Origin of the sequence: Vreelandella zhanjiangensis DSM 21076, assembly GCF_000377665.1 — a bacterium.
Classification (GTDB): domain Bacteria; phylum Pseudomonadota; class Gammaproteobacteria; order Pseudomonadales; family Halomonadaceae; genus Vreelandella; species Vreelandella zhanjiangensis.
The window spans coordinates 744,951-763,655 of record NZ_KB898646.1 but is presented as its reverse complement, the minus strand read 5'-3'; the positions used below and the strand labels follow the sequence as shown (position 1 = coordinate 763,655).

At 51.7% G+C, this 18,705-nt stretch carries 18 protein-coding genes and 4 tRNA genes; 6 read left to right on the top strand and 16 right to left on the bottom strand.

What is annotated here, in order from left to right; genetic code table 11:
* Positions 1 to 46 precede the first annotated feature (46 nt).
* The 5 genes from D467_RS0103390 to D467_RS0103370 form a co-directional block, all read right to left on the bottom strand.
* Entirely contained in the window at positions 47 to 1,552 is a 1,506-nt protein-coding gene (locus tag D467_RS0103390; RefSeq protein ID WP_018916101.1) for a fumarate hydratase, read from the bottom strand.
* A gap of 187 nt (positions 1,553 to 1,739) precedes the next feature.
* Entirely contained in the window at positions 1,740 to 2,567 is an 828-nt protein-coding gene (gene nei / locus D467_RS0103385; RefSeq protein WP_018916100.1) for an endonuclease VIII, read from the bottom strand.
* A 3-nt stretch (positions 2,568 to 2,570) separates the two neighbouring features.
* Positions 2,571 to 4,595 carry an excinuclease ABC subunit UvrB gene (gene uvrB / locus D467_RS0103380; protein ID WP_018916099.1) on the bottom strand — a complete coding sequence of 675 codons (2,025 nt, stop codon included), beginning with the start codon at positions 4,593 to 4,595 and terminating at the stop codon, positions 2,571 to 2,573.
* 20 nt (positions 4,596 to 4,615) lie between these two features.
* Positions 4,616 to 5,023, bottom strand: a complete 408-nt coding sequence (locus D467_RS0103375) for an OsmC family protein (RefSeq protein ID WP_018916098.1) — start codon at positions 5,021 to 5,023, stop codon at positions 4,616 to 4,618.
* Positions 5,023 to 5,220: a hypothetical protein gene (locus D467_RS0103370; protein WP_018916097.1), complete on the bottom strand. Its 198-nt coding sequence runs from the start codon at positions 5,218 to 5,220 to the stop codon at positions 5,023 to 5,025. Before D467_RS0103370 ends, D467_RS0103375 begins: the two co-directional genes overlap by 1 nt.
* A gap of 161 nt (positions 5,221 to 5,381) precedes the next feature.
* Here D467_RS0103370 and ygfZ point away from each other — a divergent pair, with 161 nt between their 5' ends.
* Complete coding sequence (gene ygfZ, locus D467_RS0103365) at positions 5,382 to 6,344, top strand: CAF17-like 4Fe-4S cluster assembly/insertion protein YgfZ (protein ID WP_018916096.1); 963 nt, start codon at positions 5,382 to 5,384, stop codon at positions 6,342 to 6,344.
* 7 nt (positions 6,345 to 6,351) lie between these two features.
* Here ygfZ and D467_RS0103360 read toward each other — a convergent pair whose 3' ends face one another.
* The 9 genes from D467_RS0103360 to D467_RS0103320 form a co-directional block, all read right to left on the bottom strand.
* Positions 6,352 to 7,122, bottom strand: coding sequence for a TatD family hydrolase (locus D467_RS0103360; RefSeq protein WP_018916095.1), 771 nt, complete (start codon positions 7,120 to 7,122; stop codon positions 6,352 to 6,354).
* A gap of 107 nt (positions 7,123 to 7,229) precedes the next feature.
* Positions 7,230 to 8,819, bottom strand: a complete 1,590-nt coding sequence (locus D467_RS0103355; RefSeq protein ID WP_018916094.1) for a peptide chain release factor 3 — start codon at positions 8,817 to 8,819, stop codon at positions 7,230 to 7,232.
* A gap of 200 nt (positions 8,820 to 9,019) precedes the next feature.
* The gene (locus D467_RS18995) at positions 9,020 to 9,532 is read right to left on the bottom strand and encodes a hypothetical protein (protein ID WP_018916093.1); all 513 of its coding nucleotides are present in this window, start codon (positions 9,530 to 9,532) and stop codon (positions 9,020 to 9,022) included.
* A 278-nt stretch (positions 9,533 to 9,810) separates the two neighbouring features.
* Entirely contained in the window at positions 9,811 to 10,020 is a 210-nt protein-coding gene (locus tag D467_RS0103345; protein WP_018916092.1) for a putative motility protein, read from the bottom strand.
* Positions 10,021 to 10,121: 101 nt separating this feature from the next.
* Positions 10,122 to 11,363: an NAD(P)/FAD-dependent oxidoreductase gene (locus tag D467_RS0103340; RefSeq protein WP_026285594.1), complete on the bottom strand. Its 1,242-nt coding sequence runs from the start codon at positions 11,361 to 11,363 to the stop codon at positions 10,122 to 10,124.
* A 512-nt stretch (positions 11,364 to 11,875) separates the two neighbouring features.
* Positions 11,876 to 11,950: transfer RNA gene (locus D467_RS0103335), tRNA-His, on the bottom strand.
* A 34-nt stretch (positions 11,951 to 11,984) separates the two neighbouring features.
* A tRNA-His gene (locus D467_RS0103330) sits at positions 11,985 to 12,059 on the bottom strand.
* A 61-nt stretch (positions 12,060 to 12,120) separates the two neighbouring features.
* Positions 12,121 to 12,197, bottom strand: a tRNA-Arg gene (locus D467_RS0103325).
* Between the two features lie 90 nt (positions 12,198 to 12,287).
* Positions 12,288 to 12,364, bottom strand: a tRNA-Pro gene (locus tag D467_RS0103320).
* Between the two features lie 205 nt (positions 12,365 to 12,569).
* Between D467_RS0103320 and folD the strand changes: the two genes are divergently transcribed.
* Together folD and mtnN are read left to right on the top strand one after the other, a co-directional pair.
* Complete coding sequence (gene folD, locus D467_RS0103315) at positions 12,570 to 13,430, top strand: bifunctional methylenetetrahydrofolate dehydrogenase/methenyltetrahydrofolate cyclohydrolase FolD (protein ID WP_018916090.1); 861 nt, start codon at positions 12,570 to 12,572, stop codon at positions 13,428 to 13,430.
* 117 nt (positions 13,431 to 13,547) lie between these two features.
* Positions 13,548 to 14,255, top strand: a complete 708-nt coding sequence (gene mtnN, locus D467_RS0103310) for a 5'-methylthioadenosine/S-adenosylhomocysteine nucleosidase (RefSeq protein WP_018916089.1) — start codon at positions 13,548 to 13,550, stop codon at positions 14,253 to 14,255.
* A gap of 71 nt (positions 14,256 to 14,326) precedes the next feature.
* On the opposite strand, the gene pyrC is transcribed toward mtnN, so the two are convergent.
* Positions 14,327 to 15,364 (bottom strand): dihydroorotase, encoded by a 1,038-nt coding sequence (gene pyrC / locus D467_RS0103305; RefSeq protein WP_018916088.1) that lies wholly within the window; start codon positions 15,362 to 15,364, stop codon positions 14,327 to 14,329.
* A 145-nt stretch (positions 15,365 to 15,509) separates the two neighbouring features.
* Here pyrC and D467_RS0103300 point away from each other — a divergent pair, with 145 nt between their 5' ends.
* The 3 genes from D467_RS0103300 to D467_RS0103290 all read left to right on the top strand — a co-directional run bounded on the left by D467_RS0103300 (position 15,510) and on the right by D467_RS0103290 (position 17,818).
* Positions 15,510 to 15,926 carry a hypothetical protein gene (locus D467_RS0103300; RefSeq protein ID WP_018916087.1) on the top strand — a complete coding sequence of 139 codons (417 nt, stop codon included), beginning with the start codon at positions 15,510 to 15,512 and terminating at the stop codon, positions 15,924 to 15,926.
* Between the two features lie 7 nt (positions 15,927 to 15,933).
* The gene (locus D467_RS0103295; protein WP_018916086.1) at positions 15,934 to 17,205 is read left to right on the top strand and encodes an ATP-binding protein; all 1,272 of its coding nucleotides are present in this window, start codon (positions 15,934 to 15,936) and stop codon (positions 17,203 to 17,205) included.
* 73 nt (positions 17,206 to 17,278) lie between these two features.
* Complete coding sequence (locus tag D467_RS0103290) at positions 17,279 to 17,818, top strand: response regulator transcription factor (RefSeq protein ID WP_018916085.1); 540 nt, start codon at positions 17,279 to 17,281, stop codon at positions 17,816 to 17,818.
* A 54-nt stretch (positions 17,819 to 17,872) separates the two neighbouring features.
* Here D467_RS0103290 and D467_RS0103285 read toward each other — a convergent pair whose 3' ends face one another.
* The gene (locus tag D467_RS0103285; RefSeq protein ID WP_018916084.1) at positions 17,873 to 18,646 is read right to left on the bottom strand and encodes a 3-hydroxybutyrate dehydrogenase; all 774 of its coding nucleotides are present in this window, start codon (positions 18,644 to 18,646) and stop codon (positions 17,873 to 17,875) included.
* Between the last annotated feature and the right edge of the window lie 59 nt (positions 18,647 to 18,705).

The following is an 18,705-nucleotide window of genomic DNA, read 5'->3' as shown; positions in this document are numbered from 1 at the left end:
GAACGGGGCTTCTGTGAATTAATAGCCAATCACAGCACAGACTGCTTTATGCGGTTTGGGCAATGATCTCCTTCCATTTGGCGGGTCCGGTTTGGTGGACGGAAGTGCCCAGGCTGTCCACGGCAACCGTTACGGGCATATCTTCGACTTCAAACTCGTAGATTGCTTCCATGCCTAAATCTTCAAATCCAACCACGCGGGATTTCTTGATTGCCTGGGCGACCAGATATGCCGAGCCACCTACCGCCATCAGATAAACCGCTTCGTTATCACGAATAGCGTTGATCGCTTCCAGACCACGCTCAGCCTTACCTACCATGCCTAAAAGCCCTGTCTCTTCGAGCATGGTACGGGTGAACTTATCCATCCGGGTTGCCGTGGTCGGGCCAGCAGGACCCACAACTTCGTCACCAATCGGATCAACCGGGCCAACGTAGTAAATAAACCGGCCTTTCATATCGACGGGCAGCGGCTCACCTTTAGCGATCATATCGACCATGCGCTTATGGGCAGCATCACGTCCTGTCAGCAGCTTGCCGTTAAGCAGAAGCGTGTCGCCCGGCTGCCAGGTTTTAACCTCTTCAGGCGTGACGGTATCCAGATTCACGCGCTTGACGTTAGCCCCCGCTTCACGAGTAATTTCTGGCCAATCTTCAAGCTTAGGCGGCGTTAGTGCTGCCGGGCCTGAACCGTCAAGCGTAAAATGCGCATGGCGAGTGGCAGCACAGTTGGGAATGATCGCGACCGGTTTATTAGCGGCGTGGGTGGGATAATCTTTCACCTTGATATCCAGCACCGTGGTAAGCCCGCCCAAGCCCTGTGCACCAATGCCGCTTTTGTTGACCTTATCAAACAGCTCAAGACGCAGCTCTTCTGCCCGATTGCTCGGACCACGTGCCTGTAGATCCAGGATATCGATAGGATCCAGCAGCGCCTCTTTGGCGAGTAGCATGGCTTTCTCAGCCGTGCCGCCAATACCAATACCCAACATACCCGGCGGACACCAGCCTGCGCCCATTTTGGGAAGCTGTTCCATAACCCAGTCAACGACGCTATCGGAGGGATTTAGCATGGCGAATTTGGACTTCGCTTCACTGCCACCGCCTTTTGCCGCGACGTGAATATCAACCTTATCACCAGGCACGAGCGTGTGGTGGATAATAGCGGGCGTATTATCTTTGGTGTTCTGACGTTTACCGTCCGGATCTGCCAGAACAGACGCGCGCAGCACGTTATCCGGCAATAGGTAAGCCCGGCGAACGCCTTCATTGACCATGTCGTCCAGGCTCATGTCCGCATCCCAGGTAACGTTCATACCCACATGAACGAACACAGTCACGATCCCCGTATCCTGGCAGATAGGCCGATGGCCGGTGGCGCACATTCTCGAATTAATCAAAATCTGCGCGATAGCATCTTTTGCGGCCGGGTTTTGTTCCCGTTGATAAGCCGCATCCATCGCGTCGATGAAATCTTTGGGATGATAGTAAGAGATATACTGAAGAGCATCGGCAACGCTTTGAATAACGTCGTCCTGGCGAATCACGGTCATGGAGTAACAGCTCCTTGGTTTTCGTCTTTTCTACGGCTTTTTTAACATGCATGGGAATAGCCGCTTAAGCGTGCAAGGAGTATACCGTATTGACTCTGAAGCGGCAGCCTCTACCGCGCGTAATGATAACTACAATATAAGTATTGGCTTAGGTGTAAGCAGCCCTACAAGATAACGGTATAACTATTTATTTAACGTATGGCTGGCAGCTGGGGCAACGATACAAGCGCCGAGAACCGACCATCGTACGTTCAATAATATCGCCACAGCGATGGCAAGAGAGTCCAGCACGATCAAATACTGCAAACCGCCACTGGCGGCGCGATTCACCTGAAGCAACGGCTTGTTCAATCCACGCTTCAGTATTAGTCACCCCAGCTAGCTGGTAAGCCTGGCGGGTAATATCCACGATCAACTTAGCCAACTGCACTTGCTGGGCGTTGGTTAAATCGGCTGGCCGGTGTTTGGGGTGAAGTTGCGCAAAAAACAAAATTTCCGAGCGCAGGTAGTTACCCAACCCAGCCACGAGACCTTGATCTAACAATAACGACCCAAGACTACGCCGATAGAATTGCTTCATGGTTAAACGCGCCAGCACATGTTCGGGCGTTACCTGCTGGCTTAACAGGTCAGGTCCCAAACGCGCCAGGAAAGGATGTGTTTCCAGCTCGCTTTCCTGCCATAGGGAAATATCCGATGCACTATACAGGCTGGCCACCCTGCCCTCGGTTTCCAGGCGTGCTCTTAAAGAACGCTTGGTGGCAGGTGGCTCATCGACGCGATGAAGTTTCCATACTCCGTACAGCTGATTATGAGAATACAACACCTGCTGATTAGCAAAGCGGATCAGCATGGCTTTGCCCCGTGTATCCACGGCAGTCACTTGAGTGCCTATCAACAAATCAGCCTGCTTGGCAAGTTCGGGAAAGGCAAACCAGGCATCATCAATCACCCGGCCGCCAATCTGCTTTTCAATCCGGTCGGCTGCCCGACGTATTTCCGGTCCTTCCGGCATAACCTACCCTAGCGCCAGCTGTTTTTCTTTCATTTGATGCACTTGGTCGCGCAGGCGCGCCGCCTCTTCGAACTCCAGGTTCTGGGCAGCTTCGAACATGGCATCTTCTAGCTTGCTGATAGCGGCTAGCAAATCATGCGGCCCCATATTGGCGATATCATACTTGCCTTCGCCCTCGGCCACCTTGCGCTCAGCACCACGCTTGCGGCTGTTCTTTTTACCTGGCGTTTGCGCAGCTTCAAGTATATCCGCCACGGAGCGGGTAACGGTTGTTGGCGTAATACCGTGCTTTTCATTATGCGCTTTCTGCTTGGCCCGACGACTCTCGGTCACATCGATGGCTTTACGCATTGAATCGGTAATACGATCCCCGTATAAAATAGCCTTGCCGTGAGCATTACGGGCTGCCCGGCCGATAGTCTGAATCAGTGAGCGTTCAGCACGCAAAAAGCCTTCTTTATCCGCATCAAGAATGGCGACTAGCGACACTTCGGGAATATCCAGCCCCTCACGAAGCAGGTTAATCCCCACCAGCACATCGAATTTGCCTAAGCGGAGATCGCGAATAATTTCCACTCGCTCAACAGTATCGATATCAGAGTGCAGGTAGCGGACACGCACACCGTGCTCGTCGAAATATTCGGTTAAATCCTCGGCCATACGTTTGGTCAACGTAGTCACCAATACGCGCTCGCCTACTGCGGTACGCAGACCGATCTCGGAGAGTAGATCATCTACCTGGGTGCTGGCGGGGCGCACTTCGATTTCAGGGTCCAGAAGCCCCGTCGGGCGTACTACCTGCTCGACAACCTGGCTGGCATGTTCAGCCTCATATTTACCCGGTGTCGCCGAGACAAAGATTGCCTGAGGTACAATCGACTCCCACTCTTCAAACTTCATGGGTCGGTTATCCAGCGCCGAGGGCAACCGGAAACCGTACTCCACCAGCGTCTCTTTACGCGAACGGTCGCCTTTATACATACCACCTACTTGTGGCACGCTGACGTGAGACTCATCAATAAACAGCAGCGCATCGTCAGGCAGGTAGTCAAAAAACGTGGGCGGCGGCTCGCCTGGCGCCCGGCCTGATAAATAGCGCGAGTAGTTCTCGATCCCGTTGCAGTAACCCAGCTCAAGCATCATTTCGATATCGTAGAGCGTACGCTGCTCGAGGCGCTGCGCTTCTACCAGGCGCTCGTGCTTGCGCATCCAGTCAAGGCGCTCTTTCAATTCAGCCTTGATCGAGTCGATTGCCCCCATAATGGTCTCGCGGGGGGTGACATAGTGCGATTTAGGATAAATCGTCATACGCGGTACCTGACCCCGTATATCCCCGGTTAACGGATCGAACAGGCGAATAGTGTCGATCTCGTTATCAAACAGCTCAACACGCACCGCTTCTTCATCAGAATCGGCCGGGAAGATATCAATTACATCGCCACGTACACGGTAGGTACCGCGACGAAAATCCATATCGTTGCGAGTGTACTGAAGCTCCGCCAAGCGGCGCAGGAAAGCTCGCTGATCGATCAACTCGCCCCGGGTAAAGTGCAGTCGCATCTTTAAATACTGGTCGGGATCACCCAACCCGTAAATTGCCGAAACGGATACCACAATGAGCGCGTCACGACGCTCAAGCAACGCTTTAGTGGCCGAAAGGCGCATCTGCTCAATGTGATCATTGATAGAGGCATCTTTTTCGATAAACGTATCGGATGACGGCACATAGGCCTCAGGCTGATAGTAATCGTAATAGGACACGAAATACTCAACGGCGTTATCGGGGAAGAAGGCTTTGAACTCCCCATAAAGCTGCGCCGCTAGCGTTTTATTGGGCGCCATCACGATAGTCGGGCGCTGAAGTTCCTGCACTATGTTCGCCATAGTGAACGTTTTGCCCGACCCGGTTACCCCCAGTAGCGTTTGATGGGCAAGACCTGACTCCAGGCCGCCGACCAACTCTTTAATGGCGTTTGGCTGATCACCGGCAGGCTTAAATTTCGACTGCAACCGAAACTCTTTGCTCATCGTCGCTCCTAACTGGGAAATTAAACCGTTTGCGTGGTGATATCGATCGTTGACTGAGTCATCAGCCGCTGAATGGGACAGCGATGGCTGATATCCTCAAGCCTGGCCCGCTGCTCCGGGTCAGTAATACCATGCAGCGTTAGCACCACATTCAACTTGTACGTGCCCTTGGCTTCCTGGCTATCATCCCGCTGAACCGTTACGGTAATCGCTGTAAGCGGCCACTGCTTACGCTTGGCATACATTTGCACCGTAATCGCCTTACAGGTGCCCAGGGCGATGTCAAAATAGTCGTGTGGGTCTGGCGCACTGCCTTCACCACCGACCACTTCGGGAACATCGGCATATAAGGCTTCCAGGCTATCGACTTCAACACGTTGCCGAAACGCATGGTTACGCTGGCTGATTACCGTAATAGGCGGATGCATCAGGATACTTTCACTCCTAGTTTCAACTTCTCGACGGCGTTGATTAGCGCCTCACGTTTAACACGGCCATCCACGTCTGCCCCATGGCGACCGACTTCTGCACTATCGACACCATCCAGCATCATCAACGCCGTGGTAATCTTGTTGACCTGTTCGGCATCTTTTACGCCTTGAAAAGTTAGTGATTGCTGTGCCATGACGTTATCTTCCTCACTTATTCCTATGCAAAACTGATACAAAAGAAAGAGTCTAGCACGCTAATGACACCTTGCAATTAGCGTCTTTTGCCCACAGGTTGAGAGGCTTAGCGTCCTTACCACCCTTTTAACTATCAGCTACCTTCAAACCAGGAGTTTATATGGCAACGGTTATCCCCTCCACTACGATCACCGACAACGTGCGCCTAAGTCACCTGGCAGCACTGGATGTAAAAGGGGCAGATGCTGAAAAATTCCTACAGGGTCAAACAAGCGCTCAGGTGAGCTTAGCCGATGGTGAGTTTGCGCCACTTACCTGCTTTTGCACACCTAAAGGCAGAATGCTGGCTAATGGGCAACTTCTTCGCCTCAATGCTGAACACTTCAGACTGATACTCAGCACGTCGCTGGTTGCCTCGCTGGCGGCCCATTTAAAGAAATTCGCCGCGTTCTACCGCGCCGAACTACTACATGACACCGGGGTTACATTTATTGGTGCCAGCGACAATGCAAGCTCGTTAGCAACCTCTCTGGATCTAACGCTTCCTGAGAAACCCTTTGCCCAGAGTGTCAACAACCTCACTAGCGTTATCCGTGTGCCTGGGGAAATGCCCCGTTGGCTATTTTGTGTATCAGATGCGTCTTCTCTAAACGTGGTCGACGATGAAGCACAAAAGGCTGCCTGGCAGCTTGAGGATATTCGCAGCGGCATCGCCTGGCTGACAGAAGCTCAACAGGATCACTTTTTACCCCAGATGCTTAACTGGGAGGCACTAGGCGGTGTGAGTTTTAAGAAAGGCTGTTATACCGGTCAAGAAGTAGTTGCCCGAGCGCACTTTCGTGGACAAGTTAAAAAGCGCTTGGTTCACGCTGAGCTTAAGGCAAATACATTGCCGGACGTCGGCGCCAGTATTACCAACGAAGTAGATAAAGCCTTGGGCGAAGTAGTGACAAGCGTTAGAAAAGATAATGACAGCGTGGAATTACTCGCCGTCATGAATACCAAGGCCATTGAAGAAGCGATGCCGCTTTACTGGGAAGGTAGTACAGTTACCCTGCTGCCATTACCTTACCCTCTTGAACGGCTTGACCCTGAACAACAAGCGGCGGCAATCAAGAGCTGAACCAATATCAGTCGATGGCGAGTTTAAACAAACGAGCGGCATTCGCAGTACTGCATGCCGCTATTTGCTGCTCAGTCTGACCACGCAGGTCTGCCACAATGCGACACACCTGAGCAATACGCTTGGGTTCATTACGCGCGCCCTGATGGCCACTTAACGGCATATCGGGGCTATCTGTTTCTAACACAAAACCATCGTCGGGCAGCGCAGCAACCATTCGCTGTAACCGCTGGGCGCGCTCATAGGTAACCGCACCGCCCAGGCCTAACACAAACCCCAGGTCTAAAAACTTGCGGGCCTGCTCAATAGAACCCGAAAAGGCGTGGATGAGCCCTGCCTGGGGAAGCGCCAGCTGGCGCAGACGCTTGCTAACCTTATCATTCGCCTGTACGCAGTGAACTACTACGGGAAGCTTATGCTGCTTGGCCAGATGCAGCTGATCATCAAACAGATCCCACTGTTTATCCCAGGTATCTTTAAAACGCGCATCAATACCGCATTCTCCGATCGCCGATACCCATGGGTTCGCACTTAGCATTCGCTCCAACGCAGGAATATCGTCTTTTCGTCGATGCTGATCCATAAAATAGGGATGTAAGCCCAGACATACGCTGACATCGTTGCGTTTGCCAAGGGCCAACACCTGCGACCAGCATTGCCGCGTAGTCCCGGGAACCACAAAGTGCTCGACCCCAGAAGCATGGGCAGCCGCAAAAACCGCGTCACGATCTTGATCAAAGACGCTGAAATCCATATGACAGTGTGCATCAACAAGCATTGTCAGCGACTCCTTCTTTTGTAGAGATGGAGAGCAAGTTGCAGAAAAGCGAGCGCAAGCCCTTCCCTGGGCTCGCCGATTTCAGATTCCATTGAGAGCCGCGGGGATTAATGCTCGCGAGTAGGCTGGAAACGAATATCCGGCCAACGCTCTTGGGTCATCTGTAAATTAACCCGCGTAGGCGCAATATAGGTTAAATAGCCACCGCCATCGATGGCGAGGTTGGCGCTGGCTTTACGCTTAAACTCTTCCAGCATTTTGGCATCTTCGCAATATATCCACCGCGCCGTTTGCACATTAACCCCTTCGTACAAACAGTCGACCTTGTACTCTTCCTTCAAACGGTGGGCGACCACATCAAACTGGAGCGTACCCACTGCGCCAAGAATCAGGTCATTGTTGTCCATGGGCATGAACACCTGCGTGGCACCCTCTTCCGAGAGCTGCTGCAGACCTTTCTGAAGAGCCTTCATCTTCAAAGGATCTTTTAGGCGTACACGCTTGAAGAGCTCAGGGGCAAAGTGAGGAATACCGGTAAAGCGCATATCCTCACCGACCGTAAAGGTATCGCCGATCTGAATCGTGCCATGGTTATGCAAACCAATAATATCGCCGGGCCAGGCTTCCTCGACATGCGAGCGGTCAGATGCCATGAACGTCAGCGCATCGGCAATCTTGACGTCCTTACCGATCCGCACGTGGCGCATCTTCATGTTTTTCTCGTACTTGCCGGAGCAAACACGTAAAAAGGCGATGCGATCACGGTGATTAGGGTCCATGTTGGCCTGTATTTTAAATACAAACCCGGTAAAGCGTTCGTCCTGCGCAGTTACTTCACGTACATCAGTTTCATGCGGCTGGGGAGCAGGCGCATACTCTACAAAGCCGTCCAACATTTCACGTACGCCAAAGTTACCCATGGCGGTACCGAAGTAAACCGGGGTGAGTTCGCCGCGACGGTAAGCTTCAAGATCGAATTCATGTGAAGCGCCACGCACCAGCTCTACTTCCATACGCAGCTCTTCTGCCTGCTCCTCACCGAGTACAGCATCGACTTCGGGATTATTTAATCCTTCAATCCGCTTATCTTCAGGAATGCGGCTACCCTGGCCTTGCGTATAGAGGTGAATCACATCGTTATACAGGTGATACACGCCTTTAAAATGGCGACCCATGCCCACCGGCCATGTCATCGGTGCGCATTGGATGTTCAGAACAGTCTCGACTTCATCCATGACTTCGATAGGGTCACGAATGTCACGATCCATCTTGTTGATAAAGGTGAGGATGGGCGTGGTACGAAGGCGGCACACTTCCATCAGCTTAACAGTTCGATCTTCGACGCCCTTGGCGCCGTCAATCACCATCAAGGCAGAGTCAACGGCCGTTAAAGTCCGATAGGTATCTTCAGAGAAGTCTTCGTGCCCAGGGGTATCAAGCAAGTTAACGATACGCCCGCCGTAGGGGAACTGCATAACGGAGGTCGTTACCGAGATCCCCCGCTCCTGCTCCATCTTCATCCAGTCAGAAGTCGCGTGGCGGTCGTTACGTTTACTCTTTACCGAGCCGGCCAGCTGGATGGCATTACCAAATAGCAGCATTTTTTCGGTAATCGTCGTCTTACCCGCATCCGGGTGTGAAATGATTGCAAAGGTGCGTCTAAGCCCCGCCTCATAGGCTAACTGGGTATCTTTCATCTTGCCTCTATAGAAATTTGTACTCAGCTGTGTACCTACGCTTCGTACTGAAGCTTTAAGTAACTCAAACTGAGGTTTGCATAATTGGGCGAGATTGTACCGTTAGGAGGGGGCAGGTGCCATGTTCATCACAAGGAAGTGTTAACGCAGAAACTAAACAGTGCAGTTATGCCCCGCCTAGACGGGGCATAATAGATCAATTACTCGACAACGGGGCCTTCTTCCTCACCACCGCCTTCTTCCCACTCTTCAGTATTACCTGTAGGAGCGGCTGTACCACGCGGCTCACTGTTGATCGTTTCCTGGCCGGCTGCATGACTATGAGTCTGGTTTTGCTCATCGGCCTCAACAACAGGGCCTTCGTCTTCACCACCGCCCTCTTGCCACTCTTCTGTATTGCCGGTAGAAGCGGCTAGACCACGCGGTTCGCTATTGATTGCTTCGTGGCCGGCTGCATGACTGCGCGCATTGTCTTCGATATCAACGACCGGGCCCTCTTCTTCGCCACCGCCACTTTCCCACTCTTCTTTATTGCCAGTAGGAGCAGCTGCGCCGCGAGGCTGATTTTCCAACACTGACTCGTGACCTGCTCCCTGAACGGTGTTAGTACTTGTATCAGTAGTCGTGTTGGTCTGGGCAAACGCCAAAGGACTTGCGGTCAAACCCAGCGCCACGCCTAAAATACTAATTTTTTTCAACGCTTCCTTGTTCATAGTGATTCCTTTTTTGGCTATTTATGCCTGGATAGCAGGCAATAATTTAAAACCCACCCTACATATGTAGCAGTCGTATCACCTTTTGTAAAAGTTTTGTAAGACTTAGCTTTTTAATAATTCGCTGTTCTCAGGGACAATATAATGGCGGCGCAGTGATTAAATTTAGCGTTCACCCAGTCGCTTCGGCTGTAAAACATTCTAAAAAACTTATAAAAAAACGCCGAACAAGTCGGCGTTTCAAAATAATCGTAAGCAGTGATCAAACGTTTATCCAACTAAGCGTATGTGTTGATCATGGTACCAACGTTGCCATCTTTAGCTAGACCGGGTTCTGCACCCATATTAGCGGAAGCCATAATTTCTGTGACTTGCTGAGCCTGTATATCCAATGCCTGTTTGAACAACTGCATTTGGGCCTGTTCAGCGGTTTGCGCTTGGTTCATATAAAGCGCCGTACTCACCGTATTGCTTATAGAAACATCCATAAACCCTACCCTCAAAAAACAACGTCGCTTTAGACTAGCAAAGATACGGGCTAGTCACAAAAACGATCTTTGTGGGTACGCTTAATTACGCCTGACCGAGATTAAAAGCGGTCCGCTCGAAATGGCGCCATATCAATTTCTGTAGGCATGCCTTGCATCATATCGGCCAACAGTTGCCCCGTAGCCGGGCCAAGAGTAAAACCTTGATGGCCGTGGCCAAAGGCCAACCATAACCCAGGGTGGCGTGGCGCTGGACCTATAACAGGCTTCATATCCGGCAGACAGGGCCGCGCGCCCTTCCAGGCAGCCGTATCGCGTCGCTCATCCAATGGAAAAATGCTCCGGGCTACTTTTTCTGCAGCGCCCAACTGCTGTTCGTCAGCCGGCGATTCCATACGGTCTAATTCAGCACCCGTGGTCAGGCGAACCCCTGCATTCATAGGCGCTAACAAATAGCCGACTTCAGCATCCATCAGCCAGTTATTTAATTTGGCGGGCGGCTTAGTGGCGTAGTGCATATGATAGCCACGCTTCACAAAAGTGGGGAAATGATAGCCAAGCCCTTTCATCCAATCGCCCGCCCAAGGCCCTAACGCCACCACCACCTCATCAGCTTCCAGGGTTTGCTCCTGGGTAACCACTCGCCAACGCTCACCTACCTGCTCAATTTTTTGAATATCCGCCTGGAGAATCTCTCCACCATTTTTAGTCACATCGTCAGCGTAAGCGGCCACCAAAGCGCCAGGATCTGACACGGTCCACGGGTCCAGCCAGTGAATAGCACCTATAATATCGCTTCCCAGGTCAGGCTCTTTACGCTCAACACCCGCACGATCCAGCACATCAAACTGAACGCCGTAGAGCGCACGCGCCTCTTCAGCTTCTTCAATACGCTTGTCCAGACGCGCCTGAGTACGGTAAATCTCCAGCCAGCCTTCTCGGCGCACTAAATGCTCAGCACTTGCCGCTTCAATCATTGGCCCGTGTGCCTTCAGGCATAGCTGAATCAGGGAAGCCCATTCCGGAACTATTTTTTTATACTGCCGGGATGATGAGTTATGCCAATAACTTAATAGCGGAGAGGCAGCGTTCAACATACCGGCTGCACGATAACGGATATCCACGCGCCGATTAGGCAACACGCTTAAGATTGTTTTCATGTCACGTGGGAACGCATAGGGGCGCACCGCCTCACGCTGAATAATACCTGCATTACCAAACGAGGTTTCTCGGCCAGGCTGACGGCGGTCCACCAGCGTTACCTGATGTCCACGCTGCTGCAGATGCCACGCGATACTGACACCTACCATGCCTGCACCTAACACCACCGTTTGTCGCATCATTTTATGCCCCTCGAAATAGAATCCGTATTTAATATAAGCAAAGACTAGATTAATAAGCATTTGAAAAATATCACTAAACATCAGCCTTTAATATAGTCAAAAAATCTCTTTTAACTATTAAATACAGAAATTAAACCTACTAAAAATGCTATAACAGATGACTTCACTACCAAGCGCTGATACGGCAGGATAAAAGAAGATAAACAGGCCCCAGAAGCCAAAACGGGATGATTGAGTGCGCGCATGCAGGGTGCATACAAAGAAACCATATAAAAGCAGCGGCATTGAGGGCGCAGCATCTAATATAGAAAAAAGCTATTGAAGTATAGCAAGAGATAGACAGGCGAAAACGCTGTCGATATGCGCAGTAAATCATTCGAAAACAATACAAACCGCAAAGGAATACAGAGTTAAAAAATGATGTATAGCAAAAACGCAAAAAACCACAATTAAGTGGATAGGAGATAAAATAAAAAAAGAAGAACTACATGATAAATAACGAGGGAGGTTAATGGGGTGGATGATGGGGATCGAACCCACGACCACCGGAGCCACAATCCGGGGCTCTACCACTGAGCTACATCCACCACAACCTAAAACTGGGGTCTTGCTTCTATCAACTGGGGTGGATGATGGGGATCGAACCCACGACCACCGGAGCCACAATCCGGGGCTCTACCACTGAGCTACATCCACCATTGATAGTACTACTGACTAGATCACCTAACCGGCTTTGACCATTTAAATGCTTTATTAATGGCACGCCCAGCAGGACTTGAACCCGCAACCTACGGCTTAGAAGGCCGTTGCTCTATCCGGTTGAGCTATGGGCGCACGTAAAGCATTCGAAACAAGCTGAATACCGATGAGCACTTGACCACAACCACGCTTGGAAAAGCAATGTACCACCTTTCACGTTAAGTGTGGTCGGGATGGAGGGATTCGAACCCCCGACATCCTGCTCCCAAAGCAGGCGCGCTACCAGACTGCGCTACATCCCGATTTATCACTCTTGACGCTTACCGCGCTGCCCGTCTCAAGCGAGGCATATATTACTATTTCTAGATTTAAAGTCAACACTTAATGCGATTGATTATGTAGATGCTTTGCCTGGCCGCCCTGGCATGCGAAAATTACCCCCATGAAAATGCTCAAGCAAACCTGCTTTAGCGCCAAGTGTTTCAACCTTCACAGGGATCCTTGTAAATGACCGCCCAACTTATCGATGGAAAAGCCATCGCTGCTCATGTCCGCCAACGCGTTGCCGAGAAGATAGCAGCACGCAAGCTTGCTGGCGCTCGTGTACCAGGACTAGCCGTTGTTGTGGTCGGGGAAGACCCCGCGTCTCATGTCTATGTGAATAATAAGCATCGGGCTTGTGAGCAGGCTGGCATCCTCTCGTTCCAGCACGCCCTGCCAGCGGATACAACACAGCAGGCGCTTGAAAGCCTGGTTGACCAGCTTAATGCGGACCCGCGTGTTGATGGTATTTTGGTACAGCTACCACTTCCGGCTCATATGGATGCCGGGCCAATTTTAGAGCGCATCCGCACTGACAAAGATGTGGATGGCTTTCACCCCTATAACCTTGGTCGGCTTGCCCAACGGTTGCCGGCTCTACGCCCCTGCACGCCCAAAGGGGTAATGACCATGCTCACGCAGAGCGATCTTTCTGTACGCGGGCTTAATGCAACCATTGTCGGGGCCTCAAATATCGTAGGCCGTCCTATGGCGCTTGAGCTGATGCTTGCAGGCTGTACCACGACTATCTGCCATCGTTTTACGCGTGATTTGGAAGCGCATGTTAGCCGAGCAGATTTAGTGGTCGTTGCCGTAGGCAAACCTGGCATCGTAAAAGGCGAATGGATCAAGGAAGGCGCCATCGTAATCGACGTAGGCATTAACCGTCAGGAAGATGGCTCACTTGTCGGTGATGTGGATTTTGCCGCAGCGGCAGAGCGGGCAAGCTTTATCACCCCCGTACCTGGCGGTGTTGGACCGATGACCGTTGCCACATTACTGGAAAACACTCTTGAAGCGGCTGAACGCCACGACGCCGAAACCTAGGCGCACGATGTTTTAATACTCGATCGTTAATAGCCGGTCATTAATATCCGGCCGTTAATACTAAATCTTTAATATTAAGTCTTTAATTTTTAACGTATGGGCGATGGAATCTACTCTATGAAGCGTATTGGTATCATTGGCGCGATGGCGCAGGAAATTAACATTCTTGTCGAACAACTCGACAACGCCGAACGCTATGAACACGCCGGATTTGTATTCCATACGGGTACACGCCACGGGCTGGAAATCGTGATTTTGCTATCGGGTATTGGCAAGGTAAACGCAGCAGTAGGTACGGCTATTTTACTTGAGCGCCACCAGCCTGATGCCATTATCAACACCGGCTCAGCGGGCGGATTTGCAAGCGACCTTAAGATTGGCGACGTGATTATTTCAGATGAAGTTCGCCATCATGATGTAGATGCCGTGGTATTTGGCTATGAAATTGGCCAAGTACCCGGCATGCCAGCTGCTTATCTGGCGGACACTCAGCTGCGCGATATCGCCCGGCAGGCCATTTTAACGGTCGGTGAAGTTAACGTTCGTGAAGGACTGATTGCGACGGGCGATGCCTTTATGGCGGACCCTGCCCGCGTAGCAGCAACCCGAGCGCAATTCCCTTCCATGCTGGCCGTGGAAATGGAAGCCGCCGCCATTGCGCAGACCTGTCATCTCTACCAATGTCCGTTTGTAGTCATCCGCGCGCTATCCGATATTCCAGGTAACGACGATAACCACCTATCCTTCGAGGAGTTCCTGGACGTGGCGGCCGCACACTCATCGCGCATGGTGGATGAGATGCTTTTAGGGCTTAGCCAGCGCTGATCAATCAAGCACTCTGCCCTGCCACAAAAAAACGGAGCCCACTGGCTCCGTTTTTTTTATACAGCGAAAGATTACGCCTTGATTGACCACGCAAGCGACTCGCCCGCCAGTAGCGGAATAATCTTTTTGTCTCCGGCATAGGGATAGCTTTCCGGCATTTTCCAGGCTTTACGCTCCAGAGTAATCTTATCGGCGTTAGGCGCTAAGCCATAAAAGCGCGGACCATTGAGGCTGGCAAACGCTTCAAGCTTATCCAGTGCATTCATTTCATCAAACGCCCTAGCATATAACTCGATGGCCGCGGGTGCCGTATAAGCGCCAGCACAGCCACAGCTGGACTCTTTATCGCCCTGCGCATGGGGGGCGCTGTCGGTGCCCAAAAAGAACTTTGGGCTACCGCTGGTCGCGGCCTTCAAGAGTGCCTGACGGTGCTGTTCACGCTTGAGAATGGGCAGGCAGTAATAGTGTGGGCGAATGCCACCGACCAGCATCTTATTGCGGTTAAACAACAAATGATGGACGGTAATCGTCGCGGCAACCGTATCTGGCGCTGCAGCAACAAACTCCGCTGCCTGCTGGGTGGTGATATGTTCAAAAACCACCTTAAGCGACGGATGCCGCGCCAGCAGTGGTTTCATTACCTGTTCAATAAACACCGCTTCACGATCAAAGATATCGATATCAGCGGTGGTTACTTCGCCATGCACTAGCAGCGGCATGCCCACCTGGGCGAGCATCGCGATAGTTTCATCGCAATGGGCCAGATCCGTAACGCCAGAATCCGAATTGGTGGTAGCGCCAGCAGGGTAGAGTTTGACGGCCTTGATAAAGCCGCTTTGTGCTGCACGCTCAATTTCTTCGGGAGGCGTAGTATCCGTTAGATAAAGCGTCATCAACGGCTCAAACGTACTTCCTTCAGGCAGTGCAGCCAGAATACGCTCGCGGTATTCAAGTGCCTGTGCCGTGGTCGTTACCGGTGGGGTTAAGTTAGGCATAATAATCGCACGCCCCATCTGGGCGGCGGTATGCCCCACCACGGCGCTTAACGCCTCGCCATCGCGTAAATGAAGATGCCAATCATCGGGGCGGGTCAGGGTAATAACGTCCACGGCAAGTCCTAAGCTGGTAAAAGAAAGAAACGCCAATACAGTATACGCGATACGGCTGGGAGAGAAATCTGCTCATCGCTGCCACAGCGTGTGCCAAGTATCGTATTATAACGGCACTTTTAGAGGTTCTAAGGTCCAATTTTTTATGCAAAACGTGCGACGCTATGCGGACATCATTGCCAGCATAGAGGGTTTGGTGTGGCTAGGCCTGGCCTGGTCAATCTCCATTTCGGTCCATAACGGCAGTGCCGAGCCAACCCTGGCAGCGCTATTCATTGTTGGCGCAATCATTTTGTTTAGCTGGGCGCATCGCCCCATGCGCTTTCTATTGCGTCGCTATCATATTCGCAAGCGGCGCACGGATATGTGGATCCATATCCTGGCTCTGCCACTTCTACTGGCGATGTTTTTTCATATCATGGTGGAAGCCACGTTCGGCAACACGTGGCTGCCTCCTAAAATGCTGCTGTTCAATCTTTTGGCCTCAGCGGGCTGGCTCACGTATGTCATGACCCTAATCATCAAATCTATTATTCACAGCATTAAAACGCCCAAGAAATAGGTGGCCCATGCAACCCGCCCTGCCGCTTCCTCTCTCTACGCCTAACCGAAACCTTGTTCGCCTGACGATTGTACGTGGCATTACCTGGACAGGTTTTTTACTCGCGATCGTCGTGGGCGTTGAGCTTTTAGGGTTCAATTTACCGGTCACCGCGGTCGTGAGCGTCGTTATCGCGATGGGAATTTTGAATATTGCCACCTGGTGGCGTTTAGGTCGTCCGCGTGCGGTTGAGCATATCGAGTATCTGCTGCATCTATTAGCGGATATTACCGGCCTGACGCTTCTATTCTACTTTTCAGGCGGCTCAACCAACCCGTTCATCACGTATTACCTGGTGCCAGTTACCATTGCCGCGGCAACGTTGCCGTGGCGTCACGCCTGGGCTTGTGCCGGCAGTGCCATGGCCGGTTACAGCTTTTTGATGTTCTATTACCATCCGATCCCCCAGCTTGGGCATATCAATAGCGATGTGATGCTTAACCTGCATGTTTTGGGAATGTGGCTGAACTTTGGTCTCTCTGCGGGCTTGGTAACCTTCTTTATTTACAAAATGGCCTATGCGCTACGCAGCCGTGACAAAGCCCTTTCGCGCACCCGAGAAGCGGCACTGCGTAACGAGCAGGTGCTGGCCGTGGCAACTCAGGCCGCCGGCACAGCTCACGAACTAGGCACTCCGCTCTCAACCATGGCCATTTTATTAAAAGAGATGCAGGAAGAAGCGCCCGACGATGGCACCTTGCATCAGGATATTCGCCTGCTTCGCCAACAAGTCGACATCTGTAAATCACGCTTGCAGCACTTGGTTACCAGTTCTGACCGTCAACGCATGGCAGAGCCGGAAATATTGGATGCCCAAGAGTGGCTGACAGGCGTTGTGCAGCGCTGGCTGGTTTTACGTCCGGATGTTAGCCATCAGTTTGATATTACTGACAAGCGCGGCAGGCCATGGCTTGCGGTGGATACCACGCTGGATCAGGCGTTAATGAACCTGTTGAATAACGCCGCAGATGCCAACCCTGAGCGTATCGCCGTTCGTCTGGACTGGCAGGAAGAGAGCGTGGTCATCGATATTCGCGATCACGGGCCGGGCATTGCCATGTCCATTGCTGATCAGCTTGGTGACACGTTTATTTCTACCAAGAGTAAAGGCATGGGAATTGGTTTGTTTTTAACCCATGCCACGATCAACCGCTTTGGTGGCGGTGTCAGCCTGTATAATCACCCCGAAGGCGGCACCCTGACAGAAGTGACGCTGCCGCGTAGCTCAGCCCCCAGTTAAAGCGCAGACCTGCCTAAGCAATTGTATTTAAAACGCGCTTTAATCAGTTTCAAGTAACCATGTTGAGGACATCATGCAAACGACAGATCAACGCCTATTAATTATCGATGATGATGAAATGTTCTGTCATGTCCTAAGCCGGGCTTTTACTCGTCGCGGCTTTGAGGTGATGACAGCGCACGATGCCGACCAGGCGCTCGCGGTCGCGACCCAGTTCCAACCCACGATGGCAACGCTGGATCTAAAGCTTGAAAACAGCTCAGGACTAAAACTACTGCCAGAAATGCTAACCGCTGTTCCGAGCTGCCGCATTGTGGTTTTGACCGGCTATTCCAGCATTGCCACTGCGGTGGAAGCGATGAAACTGGGGGCCGTTAACTACCTATGCAAACCAGCGGATGCGGACGACATTATTGCCTCGTTTGAGCATCAGGAGGGTGATCCAAATATCGAACTTGCCGACAACCCGCCCTCGATTAACCGCATCACCTGGGAGCATATTCAAAAGGTGCTGCAAGAGCATGATGGTAATATTTCCGCTACGGCCCGTGCGCTAGGCATGCATCGCCGTACGCTGCAGCGTAAACTGCAGAAACGTCCCGTACGGCGATAAAGCCACATAAATCCTCAGATATTCCAGACAATTAACTGAACACGACGGAAAGCGTTACTGGGCTGTCCAGCCTAGATCAATACTCCAACTTGCCCCGGTGACCGCACCAGCACTATCGGATGCCAAGTACGCCACCATCTGGGCGACTTCGTGAGGTTCGATCAAGCGCTTGACCGCCGCATTTTTGAGCATGATTTTTTCAATAACTTCCTGCTCATCCATATTATTAAGCTTGGCCTGATCGGCAATCTGATTGTCCACCAGCGGAGTTTTTACATAGGCCGGGCATATCGCATTGGCGGTAATTCCTTGAGGGCCGCCCTCCAGCGCTGCCGTTTTGGTAAAGCCGATCAACCCGTGCTTTGCACTTACGTAAGCAGCTTTACCCGGTGAGGCTACCTGTGCGTGCATTGAGGCAATATTAATAATGCGCCCCCATTCGGCCTTGCGCATATAAGGCCAAGCGGCCTGTGCCAGCAGGAAAGGTGCCGTTAACATCAGATCAATAATTTGACGCCACTTCTCCTCGGGAAAATCCTCAATTGCTGACACATGCTGAATACCGGCGTTATTGACGAGCACATCCACGCTGCCAAAACGCCTTACAGCATCGTTGACCGCTTCACGGCAAGCTGTAGGATCGGTTAAATCCGCTTGAAAAAAAGCCGCGCCAGCAGCATCAGCCACGTCTTTACCCGCGGGATTGAAGTCGACCGCCAGCACTTGATAGCCTAACTCGCAAAAATGTTTGACGACAGCCGCACCAATGCCGCTGCTAGTACCTGTTACCAGGGCGACACGAGGCGTTGTACCTGATTGAGACGTCATTCAGCTTTCCTTTTCCAGTAAGTAAAAGACTGCTTAGCGAGAAACACCATGAGTATAGA